Origin of the sequence: Myxococcus sp. CA005 (assembly GCF_006518205.1) — a bacterium.
GTDB classification, from domain to species: Bacteria; Myxococcota; Myxococcia; order Myxococcales; family Myxococcaceae; genus Myxococcus; species Myxococcus xanthus.
The window spans coordinates 14797-37653 of sequence record NZ_SRLV01000086.1 but is presented as its reverse complement, the minus strand read 5'-3'; the positions used below and the strand labels follow the sequence as shown (position 1 = coordinate 37653).

Annotated in this window: 19 protein-coding genes; 8 read left to right on the top strand and 11 right to left on the bottom strand. The window is 69.4% G+C overall.

The window, feature by feature from the left end:
- The 3 genes from selA to FMQ63_RS29440 form a co-directional block, all read right to left on the bottom strand.
- The coding region (selA, locus tag FMQ63_RS29450; RefSeq protein WP_141276807.1) for an L-seryl-tRNA(Sec) selenium transferase at positions 1-1170 on the bottom strand (1170 nt) is incomplete at its 3' end.
- Between the two features lie 134 nt (positions 1171-1304).
- On the bottom strand, positions 1305-1508 hold the full coding sequence (locus FMQ63_RS29445) for a cold-shock protein (protein ID WP_011553379.1): 204 nt from the start codon (positions 1506-1508) through the stop codon (positions 1305-1307).
- A gap of 230 nt (positions 1509-1738) precedes the next feature.
- The gene (locus FMQ63_RS29440) at positions 1739-4144 is read right to left on the bottom strand and encodes a transglycosylase SLT domain-containing protein (RefSeq protein ID WP_011553378.1); all 2406 of its coding nucleotides are present in this window, start codon (positions 4142-4144) and stop codon (positions 1739-1741) included.
- A 107-nt stretch (positions 4145-4251) separates the two neighbouring features.
- Here FMQ63_RS29440 and FMQ63_RS29435 point away from each other — a divergent pair, with 107 nt between their 5' ends.
- Entirely contained in the window at positions 4252-6495 is a 2244-nt protein-coding gene (locus FMQ63_RS29435) for a sensor histidine kinase (RefSeq protein WP_011553377.1), read from the top strand.
- A gap of 85 nt (positions 6496-6580) precedes the next feature.
- Positions 6581-7243, top strand: a complete 663-nt coding sequence (locus tag FMQ63_RS29430) for a zf-TFIIB domain-containing protein (RefSeq protein ID WP_011553375.1) — start codon at positions 6581-6583, stop codon at positions 7241-7243.
- Between the two features lie 23 nt (positions 7244-7266).
- Here the strand turns inward: FMQ63_RS29430 and FMQ63_RS29425 are convergent, their stop codons facing one another.
- Entirely contained in the window at positions 7267-9240 is a 1974-nt protein-coding gene (locus tag FMQ63_RS29425; RefSeq protein WP_011553374.1) for an ABC-F family ATP-binding cassette domain-containing protein, read from the bottom strand.
- Positions 9241-9362: 122 nt separating this feature from the next.
- Here FMQ63_RS29425 and FMQ63_RS29420 point away from each other — a divergent pair, with 122 nt between their 5' ends.
- A complete protein-coding gene (locus FMQ63_RS29420; protein WP_074960190.1) occupies positions 9363-11057 on the top strand; it encodes a serine/threonine-protein kinase in 1695 nt (564 codons plus the stop codon).
- A gap of 56 nt (positions 11058-11113) precedes the next feature.
- Here the strand turns inward: FMQ63_RS29420 and FMQ63_RS29415 are convergent, their stop codons facing one another.
- Entirely contained in the window at positions 11114-11851 is a 738-nt protein-coding gene (locus FMQ63_RS29415; RefSeq protein ID WP_011553372.1) for an NAD-dependent deacylase, read from the bottom strand.
- 99 nt (positions 11852-11950) lie between these two features.
- Between FMQ63_RS29415 and FMQ63_RS29410 the strand changes: the two genes are divergently transcribed.
- Positions 11951-12436 (top strand): GAF domain-containing protein, encoded by a 486-nt coding sequence (locus tag FMQ63_RS29410; RefSeq protein ID WP_011553371.1) that lies wholly within the window; start codon positions 11951-11953, stop codon positions 12434-12436.
- A gap of 21 nt (positions 12437-12457) precedes the next feature.
- Here the strand turns inward: FMQ63_RS29410 and FMQ63_RS29405 are convergent, their stop codons facing one another.
- A complete protein-coding gene (locus tag FMQ63_RS29405) occupies positions 12458-13369 on the bottom strand; it encodes a pseudouridine-5'-phosphate glycosidase (RefSeq protein WP_011553370.1) in 912 nt (303 codons plus the stop codon).
- A gap of 75 nt (positions 13370-13444) precedes the next feature.
- Here FMQ63_RS29405 and FMQ63_RS29400 point away from each other — a divergent pair, with 75 nt between their 5' ends.
- Positions 13445-14356: a DMT family transporter gene (locus tag FMQ63_RS29400; RefSeq protein ID WP_011553369.1), complete on the top strand. Its 912-nt coding sequence runs from the start codon at positions 13445-13447 to the stop codon at positions 14354-14356.
- Positions 14357-14371: 15 nt separating this feature from the next.
- On the opposite strand, the gene FMQ63_RS29395 is transcribed toward FMQ63_RS29400, so the two are convergent.
- Genes FMQ63_RS29395 through FMQ63_RS29385 form a run of 3 tightly spaced genes read right to left on the bottom strand, consistent with a single transcriptional unit; the run spans position 14372 to position 17914 of the window.
- Positions 14372-16072: a sigma-54-dependent Fis family transcriptional regulator gene (locus FMQ63_RS29395; RefSeq protein ID WP_011553368.1), complete on the bottom strand. Its 1701-nt coding sequence runs from the start codon at positions 16070-16072 to the stop codon at positions 14372-14374.
- 55 nt (positions 16073-16127) lie between these two features.
- Positions 16128-17303 carry a hypothetical protein gene (locus FMQ63_RS29390; protein ID WP_011553367.1) on the bottom strand — a complete coding sequence of 392 codons (1176 nt, stop codon included), beginning with the start codon at positions 17301-17303 and terminating at the stop codon, positions 16128-16130.
- Entirely contained in the window at positions 17300-17914 is a 615-nt protein-coding gene (locus FMQ63_RS29385) for a deoxynucleoside kinase (RefSeq protein WP_011553366.1), read from the bottom strand. Before FMQ63_RS29385 ends, FMQ63_RS29390 begins: the two co-directional genes overlap by 4 nt.
- 235 nt (positions 17915-18149) lie before the next feature.
- On the opposite strand from FMQ63_RS29385, the gene FMQ63_RS29380 reads away from it, so the two are divergent.
- The 3 genes from FMQ63_RS29380 (at position 18150) to FMQ63_RS29370 (ending at position 21055) form a co-directional block, all read left to right on the top strand.
- Positions 18150-18944 (top strand): 1-acyl-sn-glycerol-3-phosphate acyltransferase, encoded by a 795-nt coding sequence (locus FMQ63_RS29380; RefSeq protein ID WP_011553365.1) that lies wholly within the window; start codon positions 18150-18152, stop codon positions 18942-18944.
- A 14-nt stretch (positions 18945-18958) separates the two neighbouring features.
- The gene (locus tag FMQ63_RS29375; protein ID WP_011553364.1) at positions 18959-20338 is read left to right on the top strand and encodes a lipopolysaccharide assembly protein LapB; all 1380 of its coding nucleotides are present in this window, start codon (positions 18959-18961) and stop codon (positions 20336-20338) included.
- A 132-nt stretch (positions 20339-20470) separates the two neighbouring features.
- Positions 20471-21055 (top strand): hypothetical protein, encoded by a 585-nt coding sequence (locus tag FMQ63_RS29370; protein ID WP_225909245.1) that lies wholly within the window; start codon positions 20471-20473, stop codon positions 21053-21055.
- A 103-nt stretch (positions 21056-21158) separates the two neighbouring features.
- Here the strand turns inward: FMQ63_RS29370 and rplQ are convergent, their stop codons facing one another.
- Entirely contained in the window at positions 21159-21578 is a 420-nt protein-coding gene (rplQ, locus tag FMQ63_RS29365; RefSeq protein WP_011553362.1) for a 50S ribosomal protein L17, read from the bottom strand.
- Between the two features lie 183 nt (positions 21579-21761).
- The gene (locus FMQ63_RS29360) at positions 21762-22784 is read right to left on the bottom strand and encodes a DNA-directed RNA polymerase subunit alpha (protein ID WP_011553361.1); all 1023 of its coding nucleotides are present in this window, start codon (positions 22782-22784) and stop codon (positions 21762-21764) included.
- Positions 22785-22857 lie beyond the last annotated feature (73 nt).

Below are 22857 nucleotides of genomic sequence, written 5' to 3'. Positions count from 1 at the left end.
CCCCTCCACGCTGGCCACCCGCGCACGCACACCCTGCCCCGCCAGCAGGCCTTGCAGCCGTACCGCTCGGGCGCGCAGGTCTTCCGGCGACTGGGCAAGCAGGCGATGCACCGGAACCTCTTCCGCCCGGCCATCCCGGTACAGCGCCAGGGTGGCTTCAAGCGCGGCGACCGTCAGCTTGTCCACCCGCAGGGCCCGCATGAGCGGATGAGCCTTGATGCGTGCCAGCAGCACAGACCGGCCCACCACGACTCCCGCCTGGGGTCCTCCCAACAGCTTGTCTCCCGAAAAGGCGACCACGTCCGCGCCCGCCGCCACGGCCTGGGCCACCGTGAGCTCCCGGCTCAGGCCCTCGCCCTTCAGCGGCACCAGCGCGCCCGCGCCCAGGTCCTGGAACACCGGCACGCCGCGCGCGCGGCCCAACGCCGAGAGCTCCGCGACCTCCACCTCTTCCGTGAAGCCCACCAACGCGAAGTTGGAGCGGTGCACCTTCACCAGCAGCGCCGACTCCGGGCCCAGCGCCGCCGAGTAATCCGACAGCCGCGTCCGGTTGGTGGTGCCCACCTCCACCAGCTTCGCGCCCGACTGTCGCATCACCTCCGGGACGCGGAAGCCGCCGCCAATCTCCACCAGCTCACCGCGCGACACCACGCACTCGCGGCCGGACGCCAACGCCGCCAGCACCAGCAGCACCGCGCCCGCGCAGTTGTTGACGACGACCGCGTCCTCCGCGCCCGTCAGCGAGCGCAGCAGCCCCACCAACGGCGCGTAGCGACTGCCCCGCTCTCCCTCATCCAGGTCGTACTCGAGGTTGGAGTACCCCCGAGCCACCTCCGCCACGCGCGCCACGGCCGAGGCCGCCAGGGGTGCGCGTCCCAGGTTGGTGTGCAGCACCACCCCGGTGGCGTTGAGCACGGGCCGCAGCCCCGGTGTGGCCAGCGTGTCCAGGGCGTGCTGGACGTCCGCATCCTCGAAGCCCGGCCCGCCCGACGCCACCAACCGGCCCCGGGCCCGGTCCACCGCCAGCCGGAGCGCGGCCACGGCGCGGGCCCTGGGGACTCCGCTCAACAGGGGTTCCAGCGACGGGCGCCGCAGGAGCTGCTCGACGGAGGGGAGCGCGCGCAAGAGCGCATTCTTCCCACCGTCTCCACTGTTCGACGGGGCGCCCATGCCCCGAGTCTAGGGGAGCCGCCGGGCAAGTTCCAGGCGCGCCCTGGAACATCGGGGTGACAAAAGGAAAAGGCCCAGCCTCCCTCGGGGAGACTGAGCCTTCGGACTAAGCGCTATGAGCGCTCAGTAGGTACTCAGACCGGGCGAACGTTCTGAGCCTGCAGGCCCTTGGGGCCACGGGCCACGTCGAACTCGACCTTCTGGCCTTCCTGCAGCGTGCGGAAGCCCTGGGTCTGAATCGCAGTGTGGTGGCAGAAGAGGTCCTCGCCGCCGCCGTCCTGCATGATGAACCCAAAGCCCTTCGCATCGTTGAACCACTTCACGGTACCAGTCGCCATTACGCTTCTCTTCGTCTTTCTCTACCAGCTTCATGAATTGAGCTGGTTGCCACGCCGTGTGAGGGTGCGGCCTTGGCCATGTGTCACGTTTCCGGCCAGTTGCATAGGGGGTCCCCCACACGCAGGCACCCTTTTTCCGGGCGTGGACATAACCCGCGGCGTCCGCGCCCCATTCCGCACGAATTCTCCACCGACACCACCCAGCAGGCGCCCGGATGGCTGCAGCGCACCTACTTCGCGGCGCTCTTGAGCACCGGCAGCTTGGGCGCCCGTCCGTACAGCAGTTGGTACGTGTTGAAGGAGCGCAGCACGCGCTTGATGTAACCGCGTGTCTCGGAGATGGGGATTTCCTCCACCCATGCGTCCAGCGCCAGGTCCGGCCTGTCGGACCTCCAACGATTCACCGCGCCGGGACCGGCGTTGTAGCTGCCCACCGCATAGGGCGTGTGCCCGTTGAAGCGCTTGAGCAAGCCGCCAAGATAGTGGGCCCCCATGCGGATGTTGAGGTCGGGCTGGAGCAACTGGTCCACGCTGAAGCGCTTGAGCTTCAGCTCGCGCGCCACGCCCTTCGCGGTGGACGGCATCAACTGGGTGAGGCCCATCGCTCCCGCCCACGAGAGCGCCTTGGGGTCCAGCGCGCTCTCCTCCCGCATCAACGCCTGGAGCAGGTCCGGCTCCACGCCCGCGTCCGCGGTGTGCTTCTCGATGCTGTCGCGGAAGGCGTTGGGATAGGCCACCTCCCACACCACGCGCGTCTCCGGAGTGATGCGCCCGCTCAAGTCCTTGCGCAGGGCGAGCCGCGCCACCGCGTGGGCGGAGCGCTCGTCCCCGGCCTCGTGCAGCACCAGCACCAGCAGGCGCACGGACTCCGCGGGCAGATTGGTCCGGTTGACGGCCAGCATCTCGGACGACACGGCTTCCTTGAAGCCCAGGCGGTACAGCTCCACGCCCGCGCGGAAGTGCGGGTCCTCGCCCATGGGGCCGGCGAACAGCGGCCAGGGGCTGGCGGCCTCGGGCACGGCGAAGATTTCGGCGGACACCTTCTCCAGCCGTGGCGGGTCCACCTTCGCCAGCTGCGAGCGCGCCATCAGCCCGTAGTAGGTCGCCGGGTGGTCCACGGAGAGCTTCTCGAACAGCTCCGCCGCGCCCTGGATGTTGCCCTTCTCTTGCATCGTCCGCGCCCGCCAGTAGCGCGCGCGCTCCACGTCGTAGCTCTCGTCCGCCTTGGCGAACTGCGCCTCGATGCGGTCCAGGAACGACAGGCCGGAGTCCTCCACGCCCGTGGTGCGAGCAATCCAGAACGCCTTGAAGAGCGCCTCGCCCAGGAAGTCCCCCTGCGGGTACAGCCGGGCCAGCGTGTCCAGGCGGGCCATGGCCTCCTTCGGACGGCCCGTCTTCAGGTAGAGGTCGGCCGCGTAGAAGAGGCCGTCATCCGCGAACGAGTGGTCCGGGAACTCGCGCGCCAGCCGCTCGTAGGTCTCCGTGCCCCGCGCCTGGTCGACGATGGAGCGCGACGAGCCGAGCACGTACAGCACGCGCGCCAGCAGGTCGCGGTCCTGGCACTTCTCCGCCACGGGCGTCAGCACCTGGATGGCGCGCGTGTGCTGGCGCTCCTTGCGCATGCCCTTGCCGAAGGCGAAGTGCGCGCGGCAGGCCAGCGGGTCCGGAAGCGCCAGCTTCGGCAGCAGCGGCTCCAACTGCTCCAGGCCGGCCTTGTTCCGGTGCAGCTCCACCAGCGCCTCGCCACGCCCCACCCTCGCATCGACGGGCGGCGTCTGCCCCTTGAGGCGCTTCTCGGCCTGCTTCGACAAGGCGGACAGCGGGTGCGCGGCCCACAGGCGCCACAGCGCGGCGCGCTCGGCGGCCTTGTCCTTCTTCTCCGCGGCGATGTCGGCGATGGCCATCAGCGCCTCGGCGCCCACGTTGCGGCCCCAGCTGGGCGCCGCGCGCGACGTGAGCGGCTCCAGCGCGGCCATGGCGCCCGCCGCGTCCTTCTTCTTGCGCAGCACGCGCGACAGGGCCAGCCGCGCGTCCACGTACAGCTTGGACTCGGGTGGCACCTGCTCCAGCAGCACCGCGGCCTCATCGAAGCGGCGCAGGCTCTCCAGCGCCACGCCGCCATGCGTCAGGCAGCGGTCCTTCAGCGCGGGATAGTCCGGGACCAGCGCGGCGAATTCCTTGGCGGCGGACGCGTCATCGCCGGCGCGGACGGCGGCCAGGGCGCGCAGGTAGCGCACCGGCGGGCTGTCGCCCTCGTCCTTCAGCAGCTCGCGGGCGCGCGTGTACTGTCCACGGTCGAACGCGTCACGGGCCTCCTTCTTCTTGCCCTCGCCGAAGTAAGGCGCCAGGTCCTCCAGCGCGTAGCGGCGGCCCCGGTGCACCACCGGTGTGGGCGGCGCGGCATTGGGGAAGGCGGGGTTGAGCACCTCCACGTAGCCCACCGGAAGCGGCGCCTTCTCCGAGTCGGGAGGGGGCGACAACTGCGCCTCTGAAGGCGCGTTGCTGGGGTGCTGGGCCGGCGCTTCGGACGCCTCGGGCTCGGCCGGGGTGGACGAAACCGCCTTCGGGGCGGGTGCCTGCGCGGTCATCAGGAGCGCGGAGGCGGCGACGGCGAGCTTGGAAAGGAAGGGCTTCATACGCGGGGGCTGGGTCCCAGGGAGATGCGCGCGGGCTCGCCCCAGGACAACCGGCAGGTCATGGAAAATTTCCGGAGGCTGACACAGGTTAGACTGTCCGCCTCCTCATGGACATCCGGACACAGAGCGCGCTGCTGGCATCCATCATCGGGCTCGCCCTGGGCGTGTCCATGTTGCTGCGGCCCGGCAGGCCCAGGGTACTGACGCTGTACTCCGTCTTCGCGCTGACGGTGGCCGGCTACTACCTTTCGCTCTTCTTTCACAGCGTCTTCCCGGCCGGCGACTACCCGTGGACATCCCGCATCTTCGTGGGCGCCACCATCCTGGTGGGTTCCCTGGTGCCGGGCGCGGCCGTAGCCTTCTTCCTGGAGTTCCTGGGGGTCAGCAAGGGGACGAACCTGGTGGGCCGCCGGCTCGCCCTGCTGTCCGCCGTCCTGGGGCTGACCGTGGCTGTCACCCCCCTGGCCGACAAGCTCTGGGCCCGGGTGGGCATGGGCGTGTGGGTGCTGGGCACGCTGCTGACCTACGGTTCATTGCTGCTCCACCGGGTCCGCACCACGGAGTCGCGCATCGAGAAGTTCCGGCTGGCGTATCTGGCCAGTGGCGCGGGCGCGGCCATCCTCTTCTCCGCGCTGGATTTCCTGGTCAGCTTCGGCATCCCCTTCCCCACGCTGGGGTCGGTCTTCTCCACGCTGTACCTGTTCTTCCTGGCCCACACGCTGCTGCGCCTGCGGCTGATGGACCTGCACGAGCTGCTGGGCAAGATTGCCTCGCAGACGGTGCTGGCCAGCATCCTGGCCGCCGTCTTCACGGTGCTGACGGCGTGGGGCAAGGAGAACACCGGCCTCTTCCTCTTCAACACGGTGGTGGCTGCGTTCGTCATCCTCATCCTGCTGGAGCCGCTGAAGGTGAAGGTGGAGGAGATGGTGGTGCGCATCTTCTTCCGCGAGCGCTTCGCCCTCCTGGACTCGCTGGGCGCGCTGCGCGTGCGCATCGCGAATGTCATCGAGATTTCCGAGCTGGCCCGGCTGGTGCTGGACACGCTCCACGAGACGGGCCGCGTCACGCACGCCTCCGTGTACCTGCTGGCGGAGGACCGGCCCGGGTACCGGCTGCTGGACTCACGCGGCCCGCTGCCGGTGGCCTTCCTGGACACGGCGGTGGCACGCGGCCTCCTCTTCGCGGCGGCCAGCGGACAGAAGGCGGTGCTGCGAGAGAACGTGGAGCGCCGCATGGCCACCATGCGGCTGCAGGCGGTGGAGGGCAAGCGCTACCGGGACGAGCTCAAGCGGCTCAACGACACGCGCACGGCGCTGGTGCAGGTGAAGGCTGGCATCGCCGTGCCGCTGATGGGCAATGACCGCGTCATCGGGTTCCTCAACCTGTGGGACGAACGGGTGCCGGAGGCCTTCGCGTCCGACGAAATCGCCATCATCCTGGAGGTGGCGGAGCGGCTGGCGACGGTGCTGGAGAACTCCAAGCTCTACGAGAAGATTCGCGAGCGGGACCGCCTGGCCGCGCTGGGTGAGATGGCGGCGGGTCTCGCGCATGAGATTCGCAATCCGCTGGGCGCCATCAAGGGCGCGGCGCAGTGCCTGGACCCGGTGCACTACCAGGGCGAAGACGCCGAGTTCCTCGAAGTCATCGTCGAGGAGGTCAACCGGCTCAACGGCGTGGTGACGGCGTTCCTCGACTACGCGCGCCCGCTGAAGCAGAGCTTTGGCACCACCGACCTCAACGAGGTGGTCACGCGCACCATGCGGCTCATCCAGAACGACGTGCCATCCAACCTCCACCTGGCCGTGGAGTTGGACTTGATGCTGCCGCGCGTGGACGGCGACGCGGAGCAGCTCAAGCAGGTGCTCATCAACCTGGTGCAGAACGCCGTGCAGGCGCTCGAGACGCGCGAGGGCCGCATCAGCGTGCGCACGGAGAAGCCGGAGCGCTTCGGTGAGCTGCGCAGCGCCGGCGCCGAGTTCGTAGAGGTGCGGGTGTCCGACAACGGGCCCGGCATTCCTTCGGACCAGCACCCGCACATCTTCGTGCCGTTCTACACGACGAAGCAGAAAGGCACCGGCCTGGGGCTGGCCATCTGCCAACGCATCGTGAAGAACCACGGCGGCAGCATCTCCGTGCAAAGCAAGATGGGCGAGGGCACCACGTTCGTCATCCGCCTCCCCGCCCTCCCCACCGAGCAGCCACCCGCGGAGGCCAGCTCCGTGGACGGCCTGCCCGCCGGGAAGCGGCCGTCGCAGTCATTGCCCGTGTCCGACGAACTGCGTGATGCGGGCAAGCCATCGCATGTGGACGGCCGCGCCAAGCGGGAGCGCCGCAAGCGGCTCCGCGCGTAGCGACACCGGGCGGTGCACCTGGGGAACGCACCTTCCAGACATTGCTGCTTTCGCCCCTGGGGGAGAGCGCCTATAGGTCATCCCCATGAGCGCATGCCCCTTCTGCCAGAACTCGATGCAGCTCACGCCCAGCAGTGAGCTTCCCCTGGAGACATGTGGCGCGTGCGGCGCGGTGTGGTTCGAGGGCGAAGCGCTCACGAAAGTCATGGGCGGCTCCGTGTCGGACGCGCTCCTGCGACGCGCGAAGAACCGCCCAGGCTGCTGCAAGGGCTGTCAGGGCGAGCTCCAGTTCGTCCCGGAGTGCACACACTGCGGCACCCGCGCGCCCACGTGTCCACGCTGTGGCCGCGCACCCCTGCCCGTGGTGGAGGTGTTCGGGGTCACCATGGAGGTGTGCTCGGGCTGCGCGGGCGTGGCCCTGGATGAGGGCGAGCTCCAGCAACTGCAAGACGCCGTGGAGACGTACCGCGATGAGCCGCTGGATGCCCGCGCCACGGTGCGGCTCGAAGGGCCCCCCTGCTGTACCGCGTGCCGGCGCAAGCTCCGGCTGGAGCACGGCTTCGTCGCGGAGGAGCGCCTCTACTGCGGGAGCTGCGCGCCCAGTGGCGCCACCCCCTACAGGGAAACGTTCAGCAGCCATGACATCCCGATGTTCGTCCCCACCCGGCGCGGAGGCCAGACCTTCAACCTGGCCGGGTACGCCTCCGAGGGCTTGATGTGGCTGCTCCACCGGATGCTCACCCGATGAGCCGGGCGAGCGCCGCGCGGCCCTCATCCCAGTGACGCGGACGCCTCGGCCAGCTTCTCCTGCGCAGCCTCCCAGCGGGCATAGAGGTCTTCCAGCTCCTCCTTGCTCGCGCGGTGCGTGTCCATCAGCGGCTTGGCGCGCGCGAAGTCGTTGTAGAGGGCCGGGTCCGCGAGCTGCGCCTCGCGCTCCTTCTGTCCGGCCTCCACCTCGGCGATGCGCGCCTCCAGCTTCGCAATTTCCTTCTTGAGGGGCCCCTCCACCACGCTGCGGCGCTGGCGCGCCTCCGCCTCCAGCCGCTTGCGGTCCTTCTCCGTCATCGGCCCGGAGGCCACCTTCTCACCCCGCGCCTGGCCCGCCGCCAGGGCCGAGGCCTCCGCCGCCGCCTGCTGGAGCTTCTGCTGGTGGTACAGGTAGTCGTCCAGGTTGCCCGGATGCGGCGTGAGCTTCCCATCCGCGACCTCCCACACGTGCGACGCCAGGCCGTTGATGAAGCTCCGGCTGTGGCTGACGAACAGCAACGTGCCGCCGTAGCCCTTCAGCGCTTCAATCAGCATCTCGGCCGAGTCCAGGTCCAGGTGGTTGGTGGGCTCGTCCATCAGCAGGAAGTTGGACGGCACCAGCAACAGCTTGGCCAGCGCCACCCGCGCGCGCTCACCACCACTCAGCACGCCAATGGGCTTCTCCACCTCATCGCCGCTGAAGAGGAACGCGCCCAGCACGCCGCGCACGTAGCTCTCCGGCTTGTCCGCGGCCAGCGGGCGCACCTCTTCGATGATGGTGTTCTGCCGGTTCAGCTTGTCCGCGTGGTGCTGCGCGTAATAGCCCACCACCACGTTGTGCCCCAGCGTCACCGTCCCGGTGTCCGGCGCCAGCTCGCCAGCGACCATCTTCAGGAGTGTCGTCTTGCCCGCGCCGTTCGCGCCCACCACGGCGATGCGCTGCCCACGCTCCACGCGCCCGGTGAGGCCGTCGTAGATGGTCTGCGCGCCGTACCGTTTGGTGATGCCCTCCAGCGTCACCACGTCGCGCCCGCTCCGCTCGACCTCGGGGAAGCGGAACTTCATCGACGTCCGCTCCTCCAGGACCTGCACCTTCTCCAGCTTCTCCAACATCTTGGCGCGGCTCTGGGCCTGACGCGCCTTGGTGGCCTTGGCGCCGAAGCGGTCGATGAAGCCCTGCAGCTCCGCGCGGCGCGACTCCACCTTCTCGGCGCGGGCCCTCAACAGCTCCTTCTCCTCCGCGCGCAGGCGCTTGTATTCGTCGTAGTTCCCCGCGTACTCGCGCACGCCCTCCACTTCCAGGGACACCACCCGGTTGATCTGCCGGTTGAGGAAGTCCTTGTCGTGGGAGATGAGCACCAGCGCCTTGTTGGAGCGGCGCATGAAGTCGTCGAACCACGTGAGCGTGGGCACGTCCAGGTGGTTGGTGGGCTCGTCCAACAGGAGCAGGTCGGGGTCCTGGAGCAGCAGTCCCGCCAGGGCCGCGCGCATCCGCCAGCCGCCGGACAGCGCGGAGGTGGGCTTGGCCAGGTCCGTGTCGCGGAAGCCCAGACCCTTGAGGATGCGCTCGGCGTGGTGGCGGCCGTAGCGGTTCTCGAAGTCGTCCAGCTCCGCATGCAGGTCCGCCAGGGACTGGGACAGCTCCAGCTGGTCCTCCTCGTCCGTGGCGGCGGCGAGCGCAGCCTCCGTCTCCTTGAGGCGCGCCTCCATGGCATCGCGGCCGGGCACGGTGCTCATCACCGCCTCCACCACGGTGCCATCCGGCAACCCGGCGATTTCCTGCGGCAGGTAGCCCGCTCGGGCCTTGCGGCTGTATTGCACCGTCCCCGAGTCGGCCTGGGACACGCCCGCCAGGATTTTCATCAGCGAGCTCTTACCCGTCCCGTTGGCCCCTACGAGGCCCACCCGGTCCCTGGGACCCAGTGTGAAACTGTCCTGATCGAAGAGGACCTTCTTTCCGTAGGAGAGACAGAGGTCCTGGGCGATGACGAGGCTCATGGCGCCGGGGATGTAACAGCCCGCGAGCCCCTCGGGAATGTCGGATGTGCCCGCCCGTTCGCTCTGGGGCCCTACAGGGGCTTTCCGGGTTGGGCCGGGGCCTGTCTATACTCTGGCCCCACATGGCTGCCCCCTGTCCCCATTGCGGAAGCACCGACGGCGTCGACCACCTCTGTTCAGGCCAGGGCCTCCAGCTCCTCGGCCAGGTGCTCGACGGCCGTTATAAAATCGAAAGCGTCCTGGGCCAGGGCGGCATGGGCATGGTGTTCCGCGCCACCCAGACGTCCGTGCAACGCCCGGTGGCGGTGAAGACGCTCAACCCGTCGCTGGCCGCCGCCCCCCAGTTCTTCGAGCGCTTTCGCCGGGAGGCGGAGCTCGCCAGCCGACTGCGGCACCCCAACGTCATCACCATCTTCGACTTCGGCCGGTCGCCGGACGGCACCTGCTACTACGTGATGGAGCTCCTGGAAGGCGAAAGCCTGAAGGAGACGGTGAAGCGCCAGGGCCCCATGTCCCTGCGACGGGCCTTGAGCCTCGTGGAGCAGGCGTCCCAGGGCCTGGCGCACGCGCACGCGGAGGGTTGTGTCCACCGCGACCTGAAGCCACACAACATCATGGTGCAGCAGCTCAGCGGCCAGGACTTCGTCAAGGTGCTGGACTTCGGGCTGGTGAAGGCCATGGAGTCCGAGGAGGAGGAGCAGCTCACCTCGACCGGACAGGTGCTGGGCACGCCCCAGTACATGCCGCCCGAGCAGGCCGGCGGCGAGTCCGTGGACCAGCGCTCCGACCTCTACTCCATGGCCGGCGTGCTCTACTTCTGCCTCACCGGCAGCTCGCCCTTCGGCGCGAACACGGTGCGCAAGGCGCTGACGGCGTCGCTCACCCAGGCGGTGCCCGCCGTCAACACCAAGCGCCAGGGCGCCCCCGTGCCAGCCGCGCTGGATGCCTTCTTCAAGAAGGCGCTCGCCCCGGAGAAGGAGGACCGGTACCAGAACGCGCAGGAGTTCATCGACGCGATGCTGGACACCGTGGCGGACCTCACCTCCGAGGAGCTCGACGCCATGCCGAGCGGCGGCGTCCCCAGCGCCAGCGAGCGCGGCAGCAACAGCCGCAGCCGTTCCAGCCGTCAGGGGAGCCAGAGCGGCATCCGCTCCTCGCGGGTGGGCGCCGCGCCGAGCCTGGGCCGAGGCGCCACGCCCTCCAACGTCGTCGTCGCCAGGCCCCAGGGCGGCGCGAGCGGCTCGTCGTCCTCTCCCAGCCGCGTCCGCTCGCAGACGTCCCGGTCCGCGCCGCCTCCTCCGCCCCCGCCTCCCGAGCCGGAGGGCATGTCCACCGGCAAGAAGGTGGCCCTGGTCGCCGTGCCGCTGGTCCTGCTGGGCATTGGCGCGGCCGTGGTCCTGGGCAAACCGGGCGGCAGCGCCCCCGCGACGCCGGTGGTGGTGAACGTCCCCCGCGACGCTCCACCAGCGACGACGCAGACCGCGACCGGCACGACGGGAACGCCCGAGGAGGCGTCCGTCCTCACGGTGAGCCTCGATTCGACGCCGTCCGGCGCATCCATCTACGAAGGCGAGGAGATGGTGGGCACCACGCCCACGAAGCTCCAGCTCCGCCGCGACAAGGTGCACTCGTTCAGCTTCCGCTTGCCGGGGCACCAGGACAAGGAGCTCACGCTCAACCTGCGCCGGGTGGCCGGGGATACGCAGTCGGCGAACGTGGTGCTGGAGCCCGTGCGAGCCGCGGCCCCCGGGCGTTCGCCGCGCCCCCCGCCGAAGCCGGCGAGCCCGTCCGGGCCTGACATCTCCGTCTTCGAATAGTCGCTACGGGGGCACGCGGAAGCACCGCGGTGCCCCCTGTCCTTCCGCCCCCCGCGTCAGGCGAGCTTCGCGAGGGTCGGGAGGACTTCCCCGCTCTTGTCCACGATGCGGTGCTCGAAGCGGTTGGAGTTCTCCGCCGGGTCCAGGTTGACGAGCCACGTCTTCCCGCCCGCCTTGCGCACCTGGTCCACGATTCCAGCGGCCGGGTACACGGCGCCAGAGGTCCCCGCCGCCAGAAAGACGAAGCGTCCACCCGAAGTGGCGGCCCGCAGCGAGAAGTCCTCGATGCGCTGGATGTCCGCCGGGTCCAGGTATTCGCCGAACCAGACGATGTGGGGCCGCAGCAGCTTTCCACACGCGTCGCACTCGGGCACCGCCCCTGCGGGGTACACGGTGGCGTCCTCGAACGGGGGCCGCCCGCAGCGGCTGCAGCGCGTCTTGAAGAGGTTGCCGTGCATCTCCACCACCCGCTGACTTCCAGCGCGCGTGTGCAGGCCATCGACGTTCTGGGTGGCGAGCAGGAAGCGGTCCCCCAGGTGGCGTTCCCAGGCGACGAGCGCCTCGTGGCCCGGGTTGGGGTGGACGGCGGCGGCGGCCTTGCGGCGCTCCGAATAGAAGCGCCACACCAGCGCCGGGTCCTTCCGGAAGCCCTCGGGCGACGCCACGGCCTCCACGGGTTGGTCCTCCCAGAGTCCGCTCATCCCGCGGAAGGTGGGAACTCCGCTTTCAGCGGAGACTCCCGCGCCCGTGAGAACGAGCAGCCAGGTATTCGAATCGAGGATGAGCGAATCCATGTCGGCTCCTGTGCGGCGGAAAGCGAATCAAGCTATGGATGGGACGCTGACCCTACCGGGGCCTGATGCTCGCGGGAGGTCGCCTTGCGAGGTCCCATCATGGCGGAAGTCACCCTGGATCTGCGCGGCATGCCCAAGGCCGAAGCCTACGCCGAGCTGAAGCAGCATGTCCGCGCGGTGCTCGAGGGCATCGACGACGACATCACCGGCATGGCCACCATGAGCTGCCTGCTGCACCACGCCTTCGGGCACCTGTGGACGGGATTCTACCGCGTCGTCACGCCGGGCCGGCTGCTGCGGGTGGGCCCTTACCAAGGCACGCTCGGGTGCCTGGAAATCCCGTTCGGCAAGGGCGTGTGCGGTGCCTCCGCGGCGAAGGGCGAGTCGGTGGTGGTGGCGGACGTCCACGCCTTCCCGGGCCACATCACCTGTGACGGGCGCTCGGCATCGGAAATCGTCGTCCCCGTGTTCGGCCGCAACCGCGAGCTGCTGGCCGTGCTCGACATCGACTCCGAGCACAAGAACGCCTTCGACGAAGTGGACCGCCGCGAGCTGGAAGAGCTGGTGCGCTGGTTCCAGCGGTAGCGACGGCCCACGTCCGGGTACTCAGCTCGCGCGTGCGTACGCCACGGCGAGCTGACCGGCGAAGCGCGCGTTGTTGGTGAGCAGCGCCAGGTTGGCCTTGAGCGTCTTGCCCCCGGTGCGCTTCGCCATTTCCGACAGGAGGAAGGGCGTCACGGCCTTGCCGCGGATGCCCTGCCGGTCCGCGTCGGCGAGCGTCGCGGCGATGTGCAACTCCACCTCGTTGCGAGGCAGGGACGTCTCCTCGGGCGGAGGCACGGTGTAGAGCACCCCACCCTGCTTCAGCGACTCGAAGCGGGCGCGGGCGATGCGGGCGGCCGTGTCCACGTCATCCGCGCGGTGCTCCAGGGGGATGCCAGAACCCCGGCTGTAGAACGACGGCAACTCGTCCGTCCCCACGCCGATGACGGGCACGCCGGCCGTCTCGAGCAGCTCCATCGTCTTGGGCAGGTCCAACACGGACTTGGCGCCCGCGCACACCACGGCGACGGGGAAGCGCGCCAGCGCGGCGATGTCCTGGGAGATGTCGAAGTGCTCCGACGCCCCGCGGTGCACGCCCCCAATACCACCGGTGGAGAAGACACGAATGCCCGCGGCGGCGGCCATCTCACACGTGGCGCTCACGGTGGTGCCTCCCGTGGCGCGCGTGGCCATGGCGACGGCGAAGTCCCGAGACGCCACCTTGAGCAGGCGTTCCTTGCCCTCCGCCAGCCGGCGCATCTCCGGCTCCTCCAGCCCGACGCACAACTGCCCGTCGATGATGGCGGTGGCGGCGGGAACGGCGCCAGCGCGACGAATGGCCTCCTCACACGCCCGGGCCGCGGCCAGGTTGTCCGGATACGGAAGGCCCTGGGCCACGACACTCGTCTCCAGGGCCACCAGCGGTTGGCCGGCCTCGAGCGCGCGGCGCACCTCTTCCGAAAAGCGTAGGTCCATGCCCTGGCGTTTAGCATGCCCGGCTCCAAACGTCGGCTTGCGCGCGCGACCCCTCGGGCCTATTCCCCTGCCGCCGTGTCCACGCCCACCACCGCCGTTGTGCCCGCCCCCTCACGCGGCATCTCCGCGTCCGACCTGGCCATCGTCGGCGTCGTGATTGCCTGGGGCACCAACTACACAGTGGTGAAGGAGGCGATGGAGACGCTCCCTCCCCTGGCCTTCATGTCGCTGCGCTTCACCATCGCGGCGTTGGCCATGGGCGCGCTGCTCCTCGGCGTCGAAGGCTGGAAGCCGCTTCCGCGCCCGGTGTTCCTCAAGCTGCTGGGGCTCGGGCTGGTGGGCAACACCGTGTACCAGGTGTGCTTCATCGTCGGCTTGGCGAACACCTCGGTGGCGAACAGCGGGATGCTGACAGCGGTGACGCCGGTGCTGGTGGCCACGCTTGGCGCCGTGTTCGGCGTGGATCGGCTCACCCGCCCGCTCATCGCGGCACTGGCGCTGGGCGTGGTGGGGATGCTGCTGGTGCTGGGGGGACGCGGCGCGTCCGAACATGGAGCGTCCTTGATTGGCGACGGGCTCATCGTCGGCGCGAGCCTCTGCTGGGCCATCTACACGGTGGGCATCCGCACCGTGGGTCCGGAGGTGTCCGCGCTGCGCATCACCGCCATCAGCATGCTCACGGGCGCACCGGGCGTGGTGCTCGTGGGCGTGCCCGAGCTGCTGCGGCTGGAGACCGAGAACATCCGCGCCGGCGCCTGGGCGGGCGTCGTGTACTCGGCGCTGGTGCCGCTGGTGCTCGCGTACTTCACCTGGGGCCGCACCGTGCAGAAGGTGGGCAGCAGCCGCGCGGGGCTCTACAACACGGGCATCCCCGTGGTGGCCGCCCTCACGGCGTGGGCCGTGCGTGGAGAGCAGCCCACCTGGATGCAGGTGCTCGGAGCGGGGCTCGTCCTCTCCGGCGTGCTGCTCAGCCGGCGGAAGTCGTAGGCGCCGGGGCCTGACTCACTCCCGGCGCCCCCGCTCCACCGCGAGCCCGTACTCCTCAATCTTCTTGTCCAGCGTGGGCCGGCTGATGCCGAGCAGCGCCGCGGCGCGGACCTTCTTTCCCGACGCCTCGCGCAGGGCCTCGGCGATGGCATCGCGCTCCAGCCGGGCCACGCGTCCCTGCAACGTCTTCGCGCCCTCGTCGCCGCCCTCCTGGAACTCCGGGGGCAGTTGCAGCGCGCCCACTCGGCTCGCCGCGTACAGCAGGCCCAGGCGCTCCCCCACCAGCTCCAGCTCCCGCAGGTTCTGCGGCCACCCGTACTCCGTCAGCAGCCGCCGGGCCTCGGGACTGAGCGTCGGTGGCTCCTTGCGAATCCGGCGGGCCGCGCGCGCCGCGAACTGCTCCAGCAGCGGCAGCACGTCCGCGCGCCGCTCGCGGATGGGCGGGGCGTCCAACTCGAAGCCCGACAGCGCCCGAGCCAACGAGGCCTCCACGTCGCCGCGCGCCGCCAGCAACGACACCGACGCGGGCGCGGTGGCCAGCACCCGAACGTCCACGGGCTCCTCGCCGCCTTGCCGCGCGGGCGCTGAACGGCGCGCCAGGGCCCTCGCCAGCCGCTCCGAAGCAGGCCGCGCGAGCGACTCCACGTGGAGCAGCACCAGCGAGCCCCCATCCGCGCGCAGCAGCGCGGATACGACAGGCGGCTGCCCGGGCGCGCTGGCCCTGCCGAACAGCGCCTCCTCCACGGCATCGGCCGGCTCCCGGCAGTCCACCACGATGAAAGGCCCCAGGGCCCGAGGCGAACGCGCATGGACGAAGCGAGCCAGCAGCGCCTTGCCCACGCCCGGCTCGCCATGAATCACCACCGGCGCGGCGCTGGCGGCCACCCGGCGCGCCAGCTCCAGCAAGGCCCGCAGCGGCCGGGACGTCCCGGAGAGCGCGGCCACGGGCGGCTCCGCATCCACGCGGGAGCGCACGGTGGTGTAGGCCTCGCCCCCCAACCGTCCCAGCGCCGCGAGCAACTGGCCCTCGCCCTCACTGAACTTCGGCTCCGCCCGCGTCACGTACAGCACGCCGAAGGGCATGCCGCCTGAGGCGACCAGGGGCGCGCAGAGGACGTCATCCGTCTGGACCAACTCCTTGCGCTCCAGCGCGGCCTGCGCCAGCGCGCGCGGCATCGTCAGCGCCTCCGCGCCCGCCACCGCCGCGGTGAGCAAGCCATCACTGCTGCCCAGCAGCGCGGCCGCGCGGTCGGCATTGAGTGCGTGCGCGACCTCATCCGCCAGGCGCCGCAGCACCAGGGCGCCACTCGTCGCGCCCAGCAGGGCGATGCCCGCCGAGTACATCGCCGCCGCCGCGCCCACGTGAGGCAGCACTTCCTCGATGGGCACCTGCCCCATCTTCTCCGGCCCATCGGCCACCAGGGTCACCGGGGGCGGCTCGAAGAGGGCCGTCGTCACGCCCACGCGCACCTGGTCACCGGGCTTGAGCACCACCTCATCCACGAGGCGCTCGCCGTTGACGAACGTCCCGTTGCGCGAGCGCAAGTCGCGGATGCGCGCCTGCCCGTCGAGAACGGAAATCAGCGCGTGCTTGCGGGAGACCTGATGGTCATCCAGCGGGATTTCACACGAGGGACTGCGGCCAATCGTCGCCTCCGCGAGCACGTCGTGACGACGCCCCGCGGAAGGACCGGTGAGCAGCAGGAGGGCGGGCATGGGGCGCGGAGCCTAGCGCCCCGCGATGGCTGGGCAAGGCCCCCGGCGCCGCTTGCTACATCGGCCGTTCGGCGTTCAGGAGTTCACGGAGTTCCCGCTCGTCCAACGCCCGGCCTTCCCGGCTGATGGCCAGCGCATTGACCTGGGTCTCCGCGACCTCTACGTGGGCACCCTTGCGCCACTCGGTTGTATGCACCGCGCCATCAACGAGCTTGCCCACCACGGAGCCCTCGTCCCGGCCCATGACCTCCAGCCACAGGTTCTCCGTGACGGTGTTCCCTTCGGGATGGGTATCGAAAGGAGCACGCACCAGGAAGGTGAGCGGCTCCATCAGGCCCTTGCGCTGGAAGCGCGCCAGGAAGGACGGGAGCACCAGTTGGGCCTCCCGCCGCATGGCCTGGGTCTGCTCCTCCGGCTCCTTCTCGAAGCGCTCACGGTAGGGCTCCAGGAGCTGGGACGTGTTGTGCCGGCCCAGCGGGGACACCACGGTGAGGAAGAGCCCCTCATGGCCCTCGAAGGTGTCCAGGGGGACGCCCAGCAGGTTGGCGCGGGCCTCTTCCGAGGGCACGAGCGTGAAGACCTGCCCCTCGCTGGTACCCACCTGGGTGCGCAGCGCCGGCCCCTGTCCAAAGGCCAGGTCGGTGCACAGCTCGTGAAGGAAGCTCTCCGCGGCCAGCAGGTCCTTCTCGGCCAGGTGGAAGATTTCCAGGTCCCGGGCCCCGAACTTCTCCATCCCGTGCGAGTGCACCCACAGGGGCGTGTCCCCCTCCGTCGCCTCCACGGCATGGAGGTGGACATGGTCGCGGATGTCGAAGTCCAGCTCCGTGATTTCCGCCACGTCGTCGGGCTCGTGGAGCTTGAAGGCGGTGAGGTCCACCAGCACGCCCTGCACGTGCTCCAGCAGCGTGCGCACGGCCCACAGGGCCTCGAAAACAGGCAGCGTGGGCTGCGCCCCGCCCGGCTCCACGGACAGGTGGTAGTAGGCCTTGGCGCGCCCCAGCCGCTCGAAGGCATCCGGGCTGCCGCTGAACACCTCCTTGCGGAAGCGCGGCAGTCCCTCGGAGCCCCGCGTCAGACGCACCAGCACCTCGGAGCCGTCCGCCCGCAGGGTGAAACCCTCGCCGTCCGCGTCCGGGGTGAACTCCACCTCATCGTTCGCGAAGGACGTGCGCAGTGCATCGAGGGGAGCCGGGCCCTCCTGCTCCGTCGCCAGCAGGTAGACCTCCATCACAGGTGCTTCTCGATCTGCCGGAAGAGGTCCACGCGGTCCACCAGGTTGGTCAAATAGTCGAGCTTGTCCGTGGGAAGCACGAGCACCGGCGACAGGCGGTAGCCCTCGAACCACTCCTCATAGAGGGCATTGAGGCGCTGCAGGTAGCGGGTGGGGATGTCCCGCTCCATGGCCCGGCCACGGATGCGGATGCGCTCACGAATCGTCTGCACTGGGCAGCGGAGGTAGATCATCAGGTCGGGGGGCCGCAACGACTCCGAAATCGTCTCGTACAGCTCGCAGTACGTCTTCCAGTCCCGCTTGTCGATGAGCCGCTGCCGGTGGAGGTTCTTGGCGAAAATCTCCGCGTCCTCATAGAGGGTGCGGTCCTGAAGCACCGTCCCCGAGGTGCGCTCCAGCTCCCGGTGCAGGCGGAACTTGTGCGTCAAGAAGAAGAGCTGTGAGCGGAACGCCCACGTCTTCATGTCCTTGTAGAAGTCCGCCAGATAGGGGTTCTGGTCGTTGGGTTCGAAGGAGGGCGTCAACCCGTACTTCCGGCAGAGGAAGGACGTCAGCTCCGTCTTTCCGGCGCCGATGTTGCCCGCGATGGCGATGAACTTTTTCCTGGCCACACCACCCCTGCTTGTAACCCCGCCGAGCGGCGCGCACCAGAAACAACGTGTAGGTAGGACGTGGTAGAAGAAGTGCATGCCCCCCCGTCGTCCCGTCCAACGCGTGACAGGTGCCGCCGTCCTCCCTCGTGGGAGTCGCCGCCTGACCGTCTGGCCAGGGAGCTTCGGCGGGCAAGCCCGCGGGCCCGGGCACCTTCCGGCCCTGAACATCGGCCCCCAGGAGGCGGGCTGAGGGATGCGCAAGCTCTTTTGCATTTTCGTGGCGGGCGTCTGGACGCTCTTCTGTTTCCCCCTTGCCATCTTGGCGATGCTGCTCACGCTCAACCCATCGCGCTCCGTCTGGGTGGCGCGCGAGCTCTGGTCGCCCGTGCTGCTGTGGGCAGGGGGCGCGAAGCTGGAAGTCATCGGCCAGGAGAACGTGGACCCGAATCGGCCCACCATCTACGTGGCCAACCACCAGTCCACCATCGACATCCCGGCGCACTTCCTGGCCGTCCCCATCCCTTTCCGCTACGTCGCCAAGACGCAGCTCAAGTGGGTGCCCCTTATCGGCTGGTACCTCGCGCTCGCAGGCCACGTTTTCATCAACCGGTCCAACCGCTCCAAGGCCATCGCCTCGCTCAACGCGGCAGCGGCCAAGATTCGCGGCGGCACCAGCATCTTCCTGTATCCGGAAGGCACCCGCTCGACGGACGGCCGCGTCCTGCCCTTCAAGAAGGGCCCCTTCGCCCTGGCGCTGAAGGCCCGCGTCCCCGTCTGCCCCGTCACCATCGAGGGCTCCGGCGACCTGATGCCCAAGTCCACCTGGAACATCACCCCCGGTCCCATCCGCGTGAAGATTGGCAAGCCCATCGACACGACCACGTTCGCCGAGAACGACCGCGAAGGGCTGGCCCGAGCCGTCCGCGCCGTCATCATCGCGGACAGCCTGTCCCTCGGGGGCAAGGGCGGCGACGTGGATGACGCCGTGGCCGCCGCGGGCGCCGAGGGCGTCAGCGACGCGCGCGCCCGAGCCCTCTCCTCCCCCTGAGACGCCTCTCCGAGATGACCATTCGCCACCTCCGTTCCCGTCCCTGGATTCGCGCCGCGGTACTCGGCGTGGGCCTCCTGACTGGTTGCAGCACCACCTCCTCCAACTCCGCCAAGGCGCGCCCCACTGATCCGCTCTCCCAGGCGCGGGCCTACCTGGACGAGCATCAGCCCACGAAGGCCCTGAGGCTGCTGACGGACCTGCACCGGCAGACGCCGGACGACCTGGACGTGGCGCGCTCGCTCACCGAGGCCTACGTGAAGGCGGGGCAGACGGACGCGTGGATCGCGGAGCTCCAGAAGCGAATCGCGGCGGGTGAGCGCGCGGTCGACCAGTACATGCTGGGCCTCGCCCTCTTCTCACGCGCTCGCGACGCGGGGGCGCCCAGCGTCGCCGCCTTCGAGCGCGCCGCCACCCTGGCACCGGACACCGCGGAGTTCCACTACCGGCTGGGGCTCGCGCAGTTGGAGTCCGAACAGTACACGGAGGCGCTCGGGCCCCTGCGACGCGCCACGGCGTTGGAGCCAGCCCGCACCGCCTGGCGCCTGCCGTTGGCCAAGGCGCTGCACCGCACGGGAGACGCGCCCGGAGCCGTGGAAGCCCTGGGCACGGTGGTGCGGGGCCAGCCCACGGCGGCCGACGTCACCACCGCGCGGGCATTGATGGAGCAGATCGCGGATCCGTTCTCCGGCTTCCCGAAGGCCGCCGAGGCCAAGCTGGAAGAAGGCATGCGCTATCTGAAGGACCTGGATGCGCCCCAACACGCCATCCTCGCCTTCGAGGAGATCCTGCTCGACTACCCGGACGTGGCGGTGGTGCACGCCCTGCTGGGCCTGGCCTACCAACGCCTGGATGACGCGGGTCGCGCGGTGGATGAGTTCAAGCAGGCCATCGAACGCGCCCCCCGCGACGGCAAGAACCACTTCTATCTGGGCGAGCTCTACCTGGCGCGCCAGCGCCCCGACGCGGCCCGAGTCTCCTTCGAGAAAGCCGTGGCGCTCCATCCGCTGCTGGAGACCGCGTGGTTCCACCTGGGTGACATCCACCTGGAGCGCAGGGACCTCACGGCCGCCCGCGAGTCCTTCACCGTGGCCACCGCACTGGCACCGGAAGCCGTGGCTATGCGAGGCAAGCTGGCGCTCGTGTACCAACTGGAAGGTGACTTCGCCGCCGCCGAGCGCGAGCTGCGCCGCGTGGTCGAAAAGGACCCGGAGAACATGGAGTTCAGCCTGCGGCTGGGGTTGCTCTACACCGAGCAGGCGATGAAGGCCTCGCGCCCCGAGGCGCGGAAGACTGCGGCCAGCGAGGCCGAGCGTTGGCTGATGAAGGTGCTGGAGACCCAGCCTGAAAACGCGGTGGCGTCACGCGCGCTTCAGCAACTCAAGGCACAGTAGCCATCCACAGGCCCAGCCCTCTACACTCGTTGTCCGATGAGCGACGGTCGCAAGCCCTCCCAGCCTGGAACGCAGCCTCCTCGGGCGGCGTCTCCGTCTGGCTCTCAGCCGCGCACGCCGACGAGCCCCGGCATGCCGCGCGCACCCAGCCAGTCCAACCTGCGGGTGATGTCCGCCGCGCGCGCCGAGCCGCTCGTGAAGGAGAAGCCAGACGGCCCGCTGGGGAAACGCCTGGCGGGAGATGCGTCGAACCACCTCCTCAATGGCGTCTCCATCCTCAAGGAGCTGGTCGCGGATTTCCGACGGAGCGACCGCTTCTTCAAATACAAGGCGTCCATCATCGCCGGCTGGCTGGTGATGACGGTGACGAGCCTGGCCATTGCGTGCCCGGGCAGTACGGTGCGCAAGGGGGACATGGACGCGCGCCTGGTGCTCAGTGACAGGTTGGACCGGCCCTCGGTCACCATCTGGAACGAGAGCAAGGAGCCCTGGTACGACGTCACCCTCACCGTCAACGGTCAGTACCAGGCGGCGGTGCTGACGGTGGCCCCAGGTGAGTTCATCACCATCACCCCCAAGCAGTTGATGGGCTCCAGCGGCGCCGCGCCCGCGGACCTCCGCTTCCAGTCCATCCAGATGCGCAGCCGGGATGACAGCGCGGACCTCACAGCGGACCTCAACGCCGCCTGGGAGCGCATTCACAAGCCGCAGCAGTAGTCCGCCGTGGAAACACGAAGGGCGCCCTTCCTCTCGGAAGCGCGCCCTCGCGTTGCTCCCAGCCCCTTCTCGCGAAGGGGCCAGGTATGCAGTCCGTACCGGACTACTCCGCCTTCGTCTCTTCCGCAGGCGCAGCCGCCTCGGTGTCGACGGGAGCGGCCTTCTCCGGCCGGTCCACGAGCTCCAGGAGGGCCATCTCCGCGGCGTCGCCCCGGCGGAAGCCGAGCCGAACGATGCGGGTGTAGCCACCGGGACGGCTGGCGTACCGGTCCTTGTACTCGCCGAACACCTTCTGCAGCACGTCGCGGTCCTTGACCGTACGAGCCGCCAGGCGAACGTTGGCGAGGCCGCCACGCTTGCCCAGGGTGATGATCCGCTCCGCGATCTTCCGGGCCTCCTTGGCCTTGGGAAGCGTGGTGCGGATGGCCTGGTGCTCCAGCAGCGAGGTCACCATGTTGTTGAGCATCGCGAGCCGGTGGCTCGTGCTGCGGTGAAGCTTCCTCTGTCCGACCTTATGGCGCATCGTCGTGCTCCGGAGTCCTGGTGAGGACTCCACCACTCCGGCCGTATCAGGTACCGGGTGGGATGGGCGGACCCGGCACGAGGCCCGCCACTGTCATTCGGACCGGAAGACGTCCCAGCCCCCTCCCCTCGCGCCGCTGACCGCCGTACCGCGGCCACGTGGGGAGGCCCTGCGTGAACCCTACTACGCCTTCGGCTGCGCGGGAGCCGGCGCCTGCTTCGGCGGCCAGTTCTCCAGCTTCATGCCCAGCGACAAGCCCATCTCCGCGAGGATCTCCTTGATCTCCTTCAGAGACTTGCGGCCGAAGTTCTTCGTCTTGAGCATCTCGGCCTCGGTGCGCTGCACGAGGTCGCCAATGGACTTGATGTTCGCCTGCTGCAGGCAGTTCGCCGAGCGGACCGACAGCTCGAGCTCATCCACCGAGCGGAACAGGTTCTCGTTCAGCTTCGCCTCTTCCTTCGGCGCCTCGGCGACGACGGGCTCCTCCGTCTCGTCGAAGTTCACGAAGACGGTGAGCTGCTCCTTGATGATCTTCGCCGCGTACGCCACCGCGTCCTGTGGAGACACGGAGCCGTCCGTCCAGACCTCGAGCGACAGCTTGTCGAAGTCCGTGACCTGACCGACGCGCGCGTTGGTGACCTGGTAGTTCACCTTGCGGATGGGCGAGAACAGCGAGTCGATGGGGATGGTGCCGATGGGCGAACCGGCGACCTTGTTCACGTTGGCCGGCGTGTAACCACGGCCGCGGCGGCAGGTCAGCTCCATGCGGAGCTTGCCGCCCTCGGAGATGGTGCAGATGTGGTGGCCCGGGTTGAGGATCTCGGTGTCCGGGTCGGTGATGATGTCACCGGCCTTGACCTCCTTGGGGCCCTCCGCCTCGATGCGGAGCGTCTTCGTCTCGTTCGTGTGCATCCGAAGGAGGACTTCCTTCAGGTTCAGCACGACGTCCGTGACGTCCTCGGACACCTCGGGGATGGTCGTGAACTCATGGTCCACGCCTTCAATCTTGACGGTGGTGATGGCGGCGCCCTGCAGCGACGACAGCAGCACCCGGCGGAGCGAGTTGCCCAGCGTCGTACCGAAACCGCGCTCGAGCGGCTCCGCGACGAACTTACCGTAAGTGGGGGTGGCGCTGTCCTGATCCACCTCCATGCGACGGGGCTTGATCAGGTCACGCCAGTTCTTCGCAACGAACGTATCAGCCATGGTGTACCGCTCCTCGGTTCGTGCCGCACCACCGACTTACCCACCGGCCTGGCGGGAGGATGCGCACGCGGGG

Excerpts from the sequence above, each read along its gene's own strand:
- FMQ63_RS29445 (WP_011553379.1), bottom strand. The coding sequence starts at position 1,508 with ATGGCGACTGGTACCGTGAAGTGGTTCAACGATGCGAAGGGCTTTGGG.
- FMQ63_RS29440 (WP_011553378.1), bottom strand. The coding sequence starts at position 4,144 with ATGAAGCCCTTCCTTTCCAAGCTCGCCGTCGCCGCCTCCGCGCTCCTG.
- FMQ63_RS29435 (WP_011553377.1), top strand. The coding sequence starts at position 4,252 with ATGGACATCCGGACACAGAGCGCGCTGCTGGCATCCATCATCGGGCTC.
- FMQ63_RS29430 (WP_011553375.1), top strand. The coding sequence starts at position 6,581 with ATGAGCGCATGCCCCTTCTGCCAGAACTCGATGCAGCTCACGCCCAGC.
- FMQ63_RS29425 (WP_011553374.1), bottom strand. The coding sequence starts at position 9,240 with ATGAGCCTCGTCATCGCCCAGGACCTCTGTCTCTCCTACGGAAAGAAG.
- FMQ63_RS29420 (WP_074960190.1), top strand. The coding sequence starts at position 9,363 with ATGGCTGCCCCCTGTCCCCATTGCGGAAGCACCGACGGCGTCGACCAC.
- FMQ63_RS29415 (WP_011553372.1), bottom strand. The coding sequence starts at position 11,851 with ATGGATTCGCTCATCCTCGATTCGAATACCTGGCTGCTCGTTCTCACG.
- FMQ63_RS29410 (WP_011553371.1), top strand. The coding sequence starts at position 11,951 with ATGGCGGAAGTCACCCTGGATCTGCGCGGCATGCCCAAGGCCGAAGCC.
- FMQ63_RS29405 (WP_011553370.1), bottom strand. The coding sequence starts at position 13,369 with ATGGACCTACGCTTTTCGGAAGAGGTGCGCCGCGCGCTCGAGGCCGGC.
- FMQ63_RS29395 (WP_011553368.1), bottom strand. The coding sequence starts at position 16,072 with ATGCCCGCCCTCCTGCTGCTCACCGGTCCTTCCGCGGGGCGTCGTCAC.
- FMQ63_RS29380 (WP_011553365.1), top strand. The coding sequence starts at position 18,150 with ATGCGCAAGCTCTTTTGCATTTTCGTGGCGGGCGTCTGGACGCTCTTC.
- FMQ63_RS29375 (WP_011553364.1), top strand. The coding sequence starts at position 18,959 with ATGACCATTCGCCACCTCCGTTCCCGTCCCTGGATTCGCGCCGCGGTA.
- FMQ63_RS29370 (WP_225909245.1), top strand. The coding sequence starts at position 20,471 with ATGCCGCGCGCACCCAGCCAGTCCAACCTGCGGGTGATGTCCGCCGCG.
- rplQ (WP_011553362.1), bottom strand. The coding sequence starts at position 21,578 with ATGCGCCATAAGGTCGGACAGAGGAAGCTTCACCGCAGCACGAGCCAC.
- FMQ63_RS29360 (WP_011553361.1), bottom strand. The coding sequence starts at position 22,784 with ATGGCTGATACGTTCGTTGCGAAGAACTGGCGTGACCTGATCAAGCCC.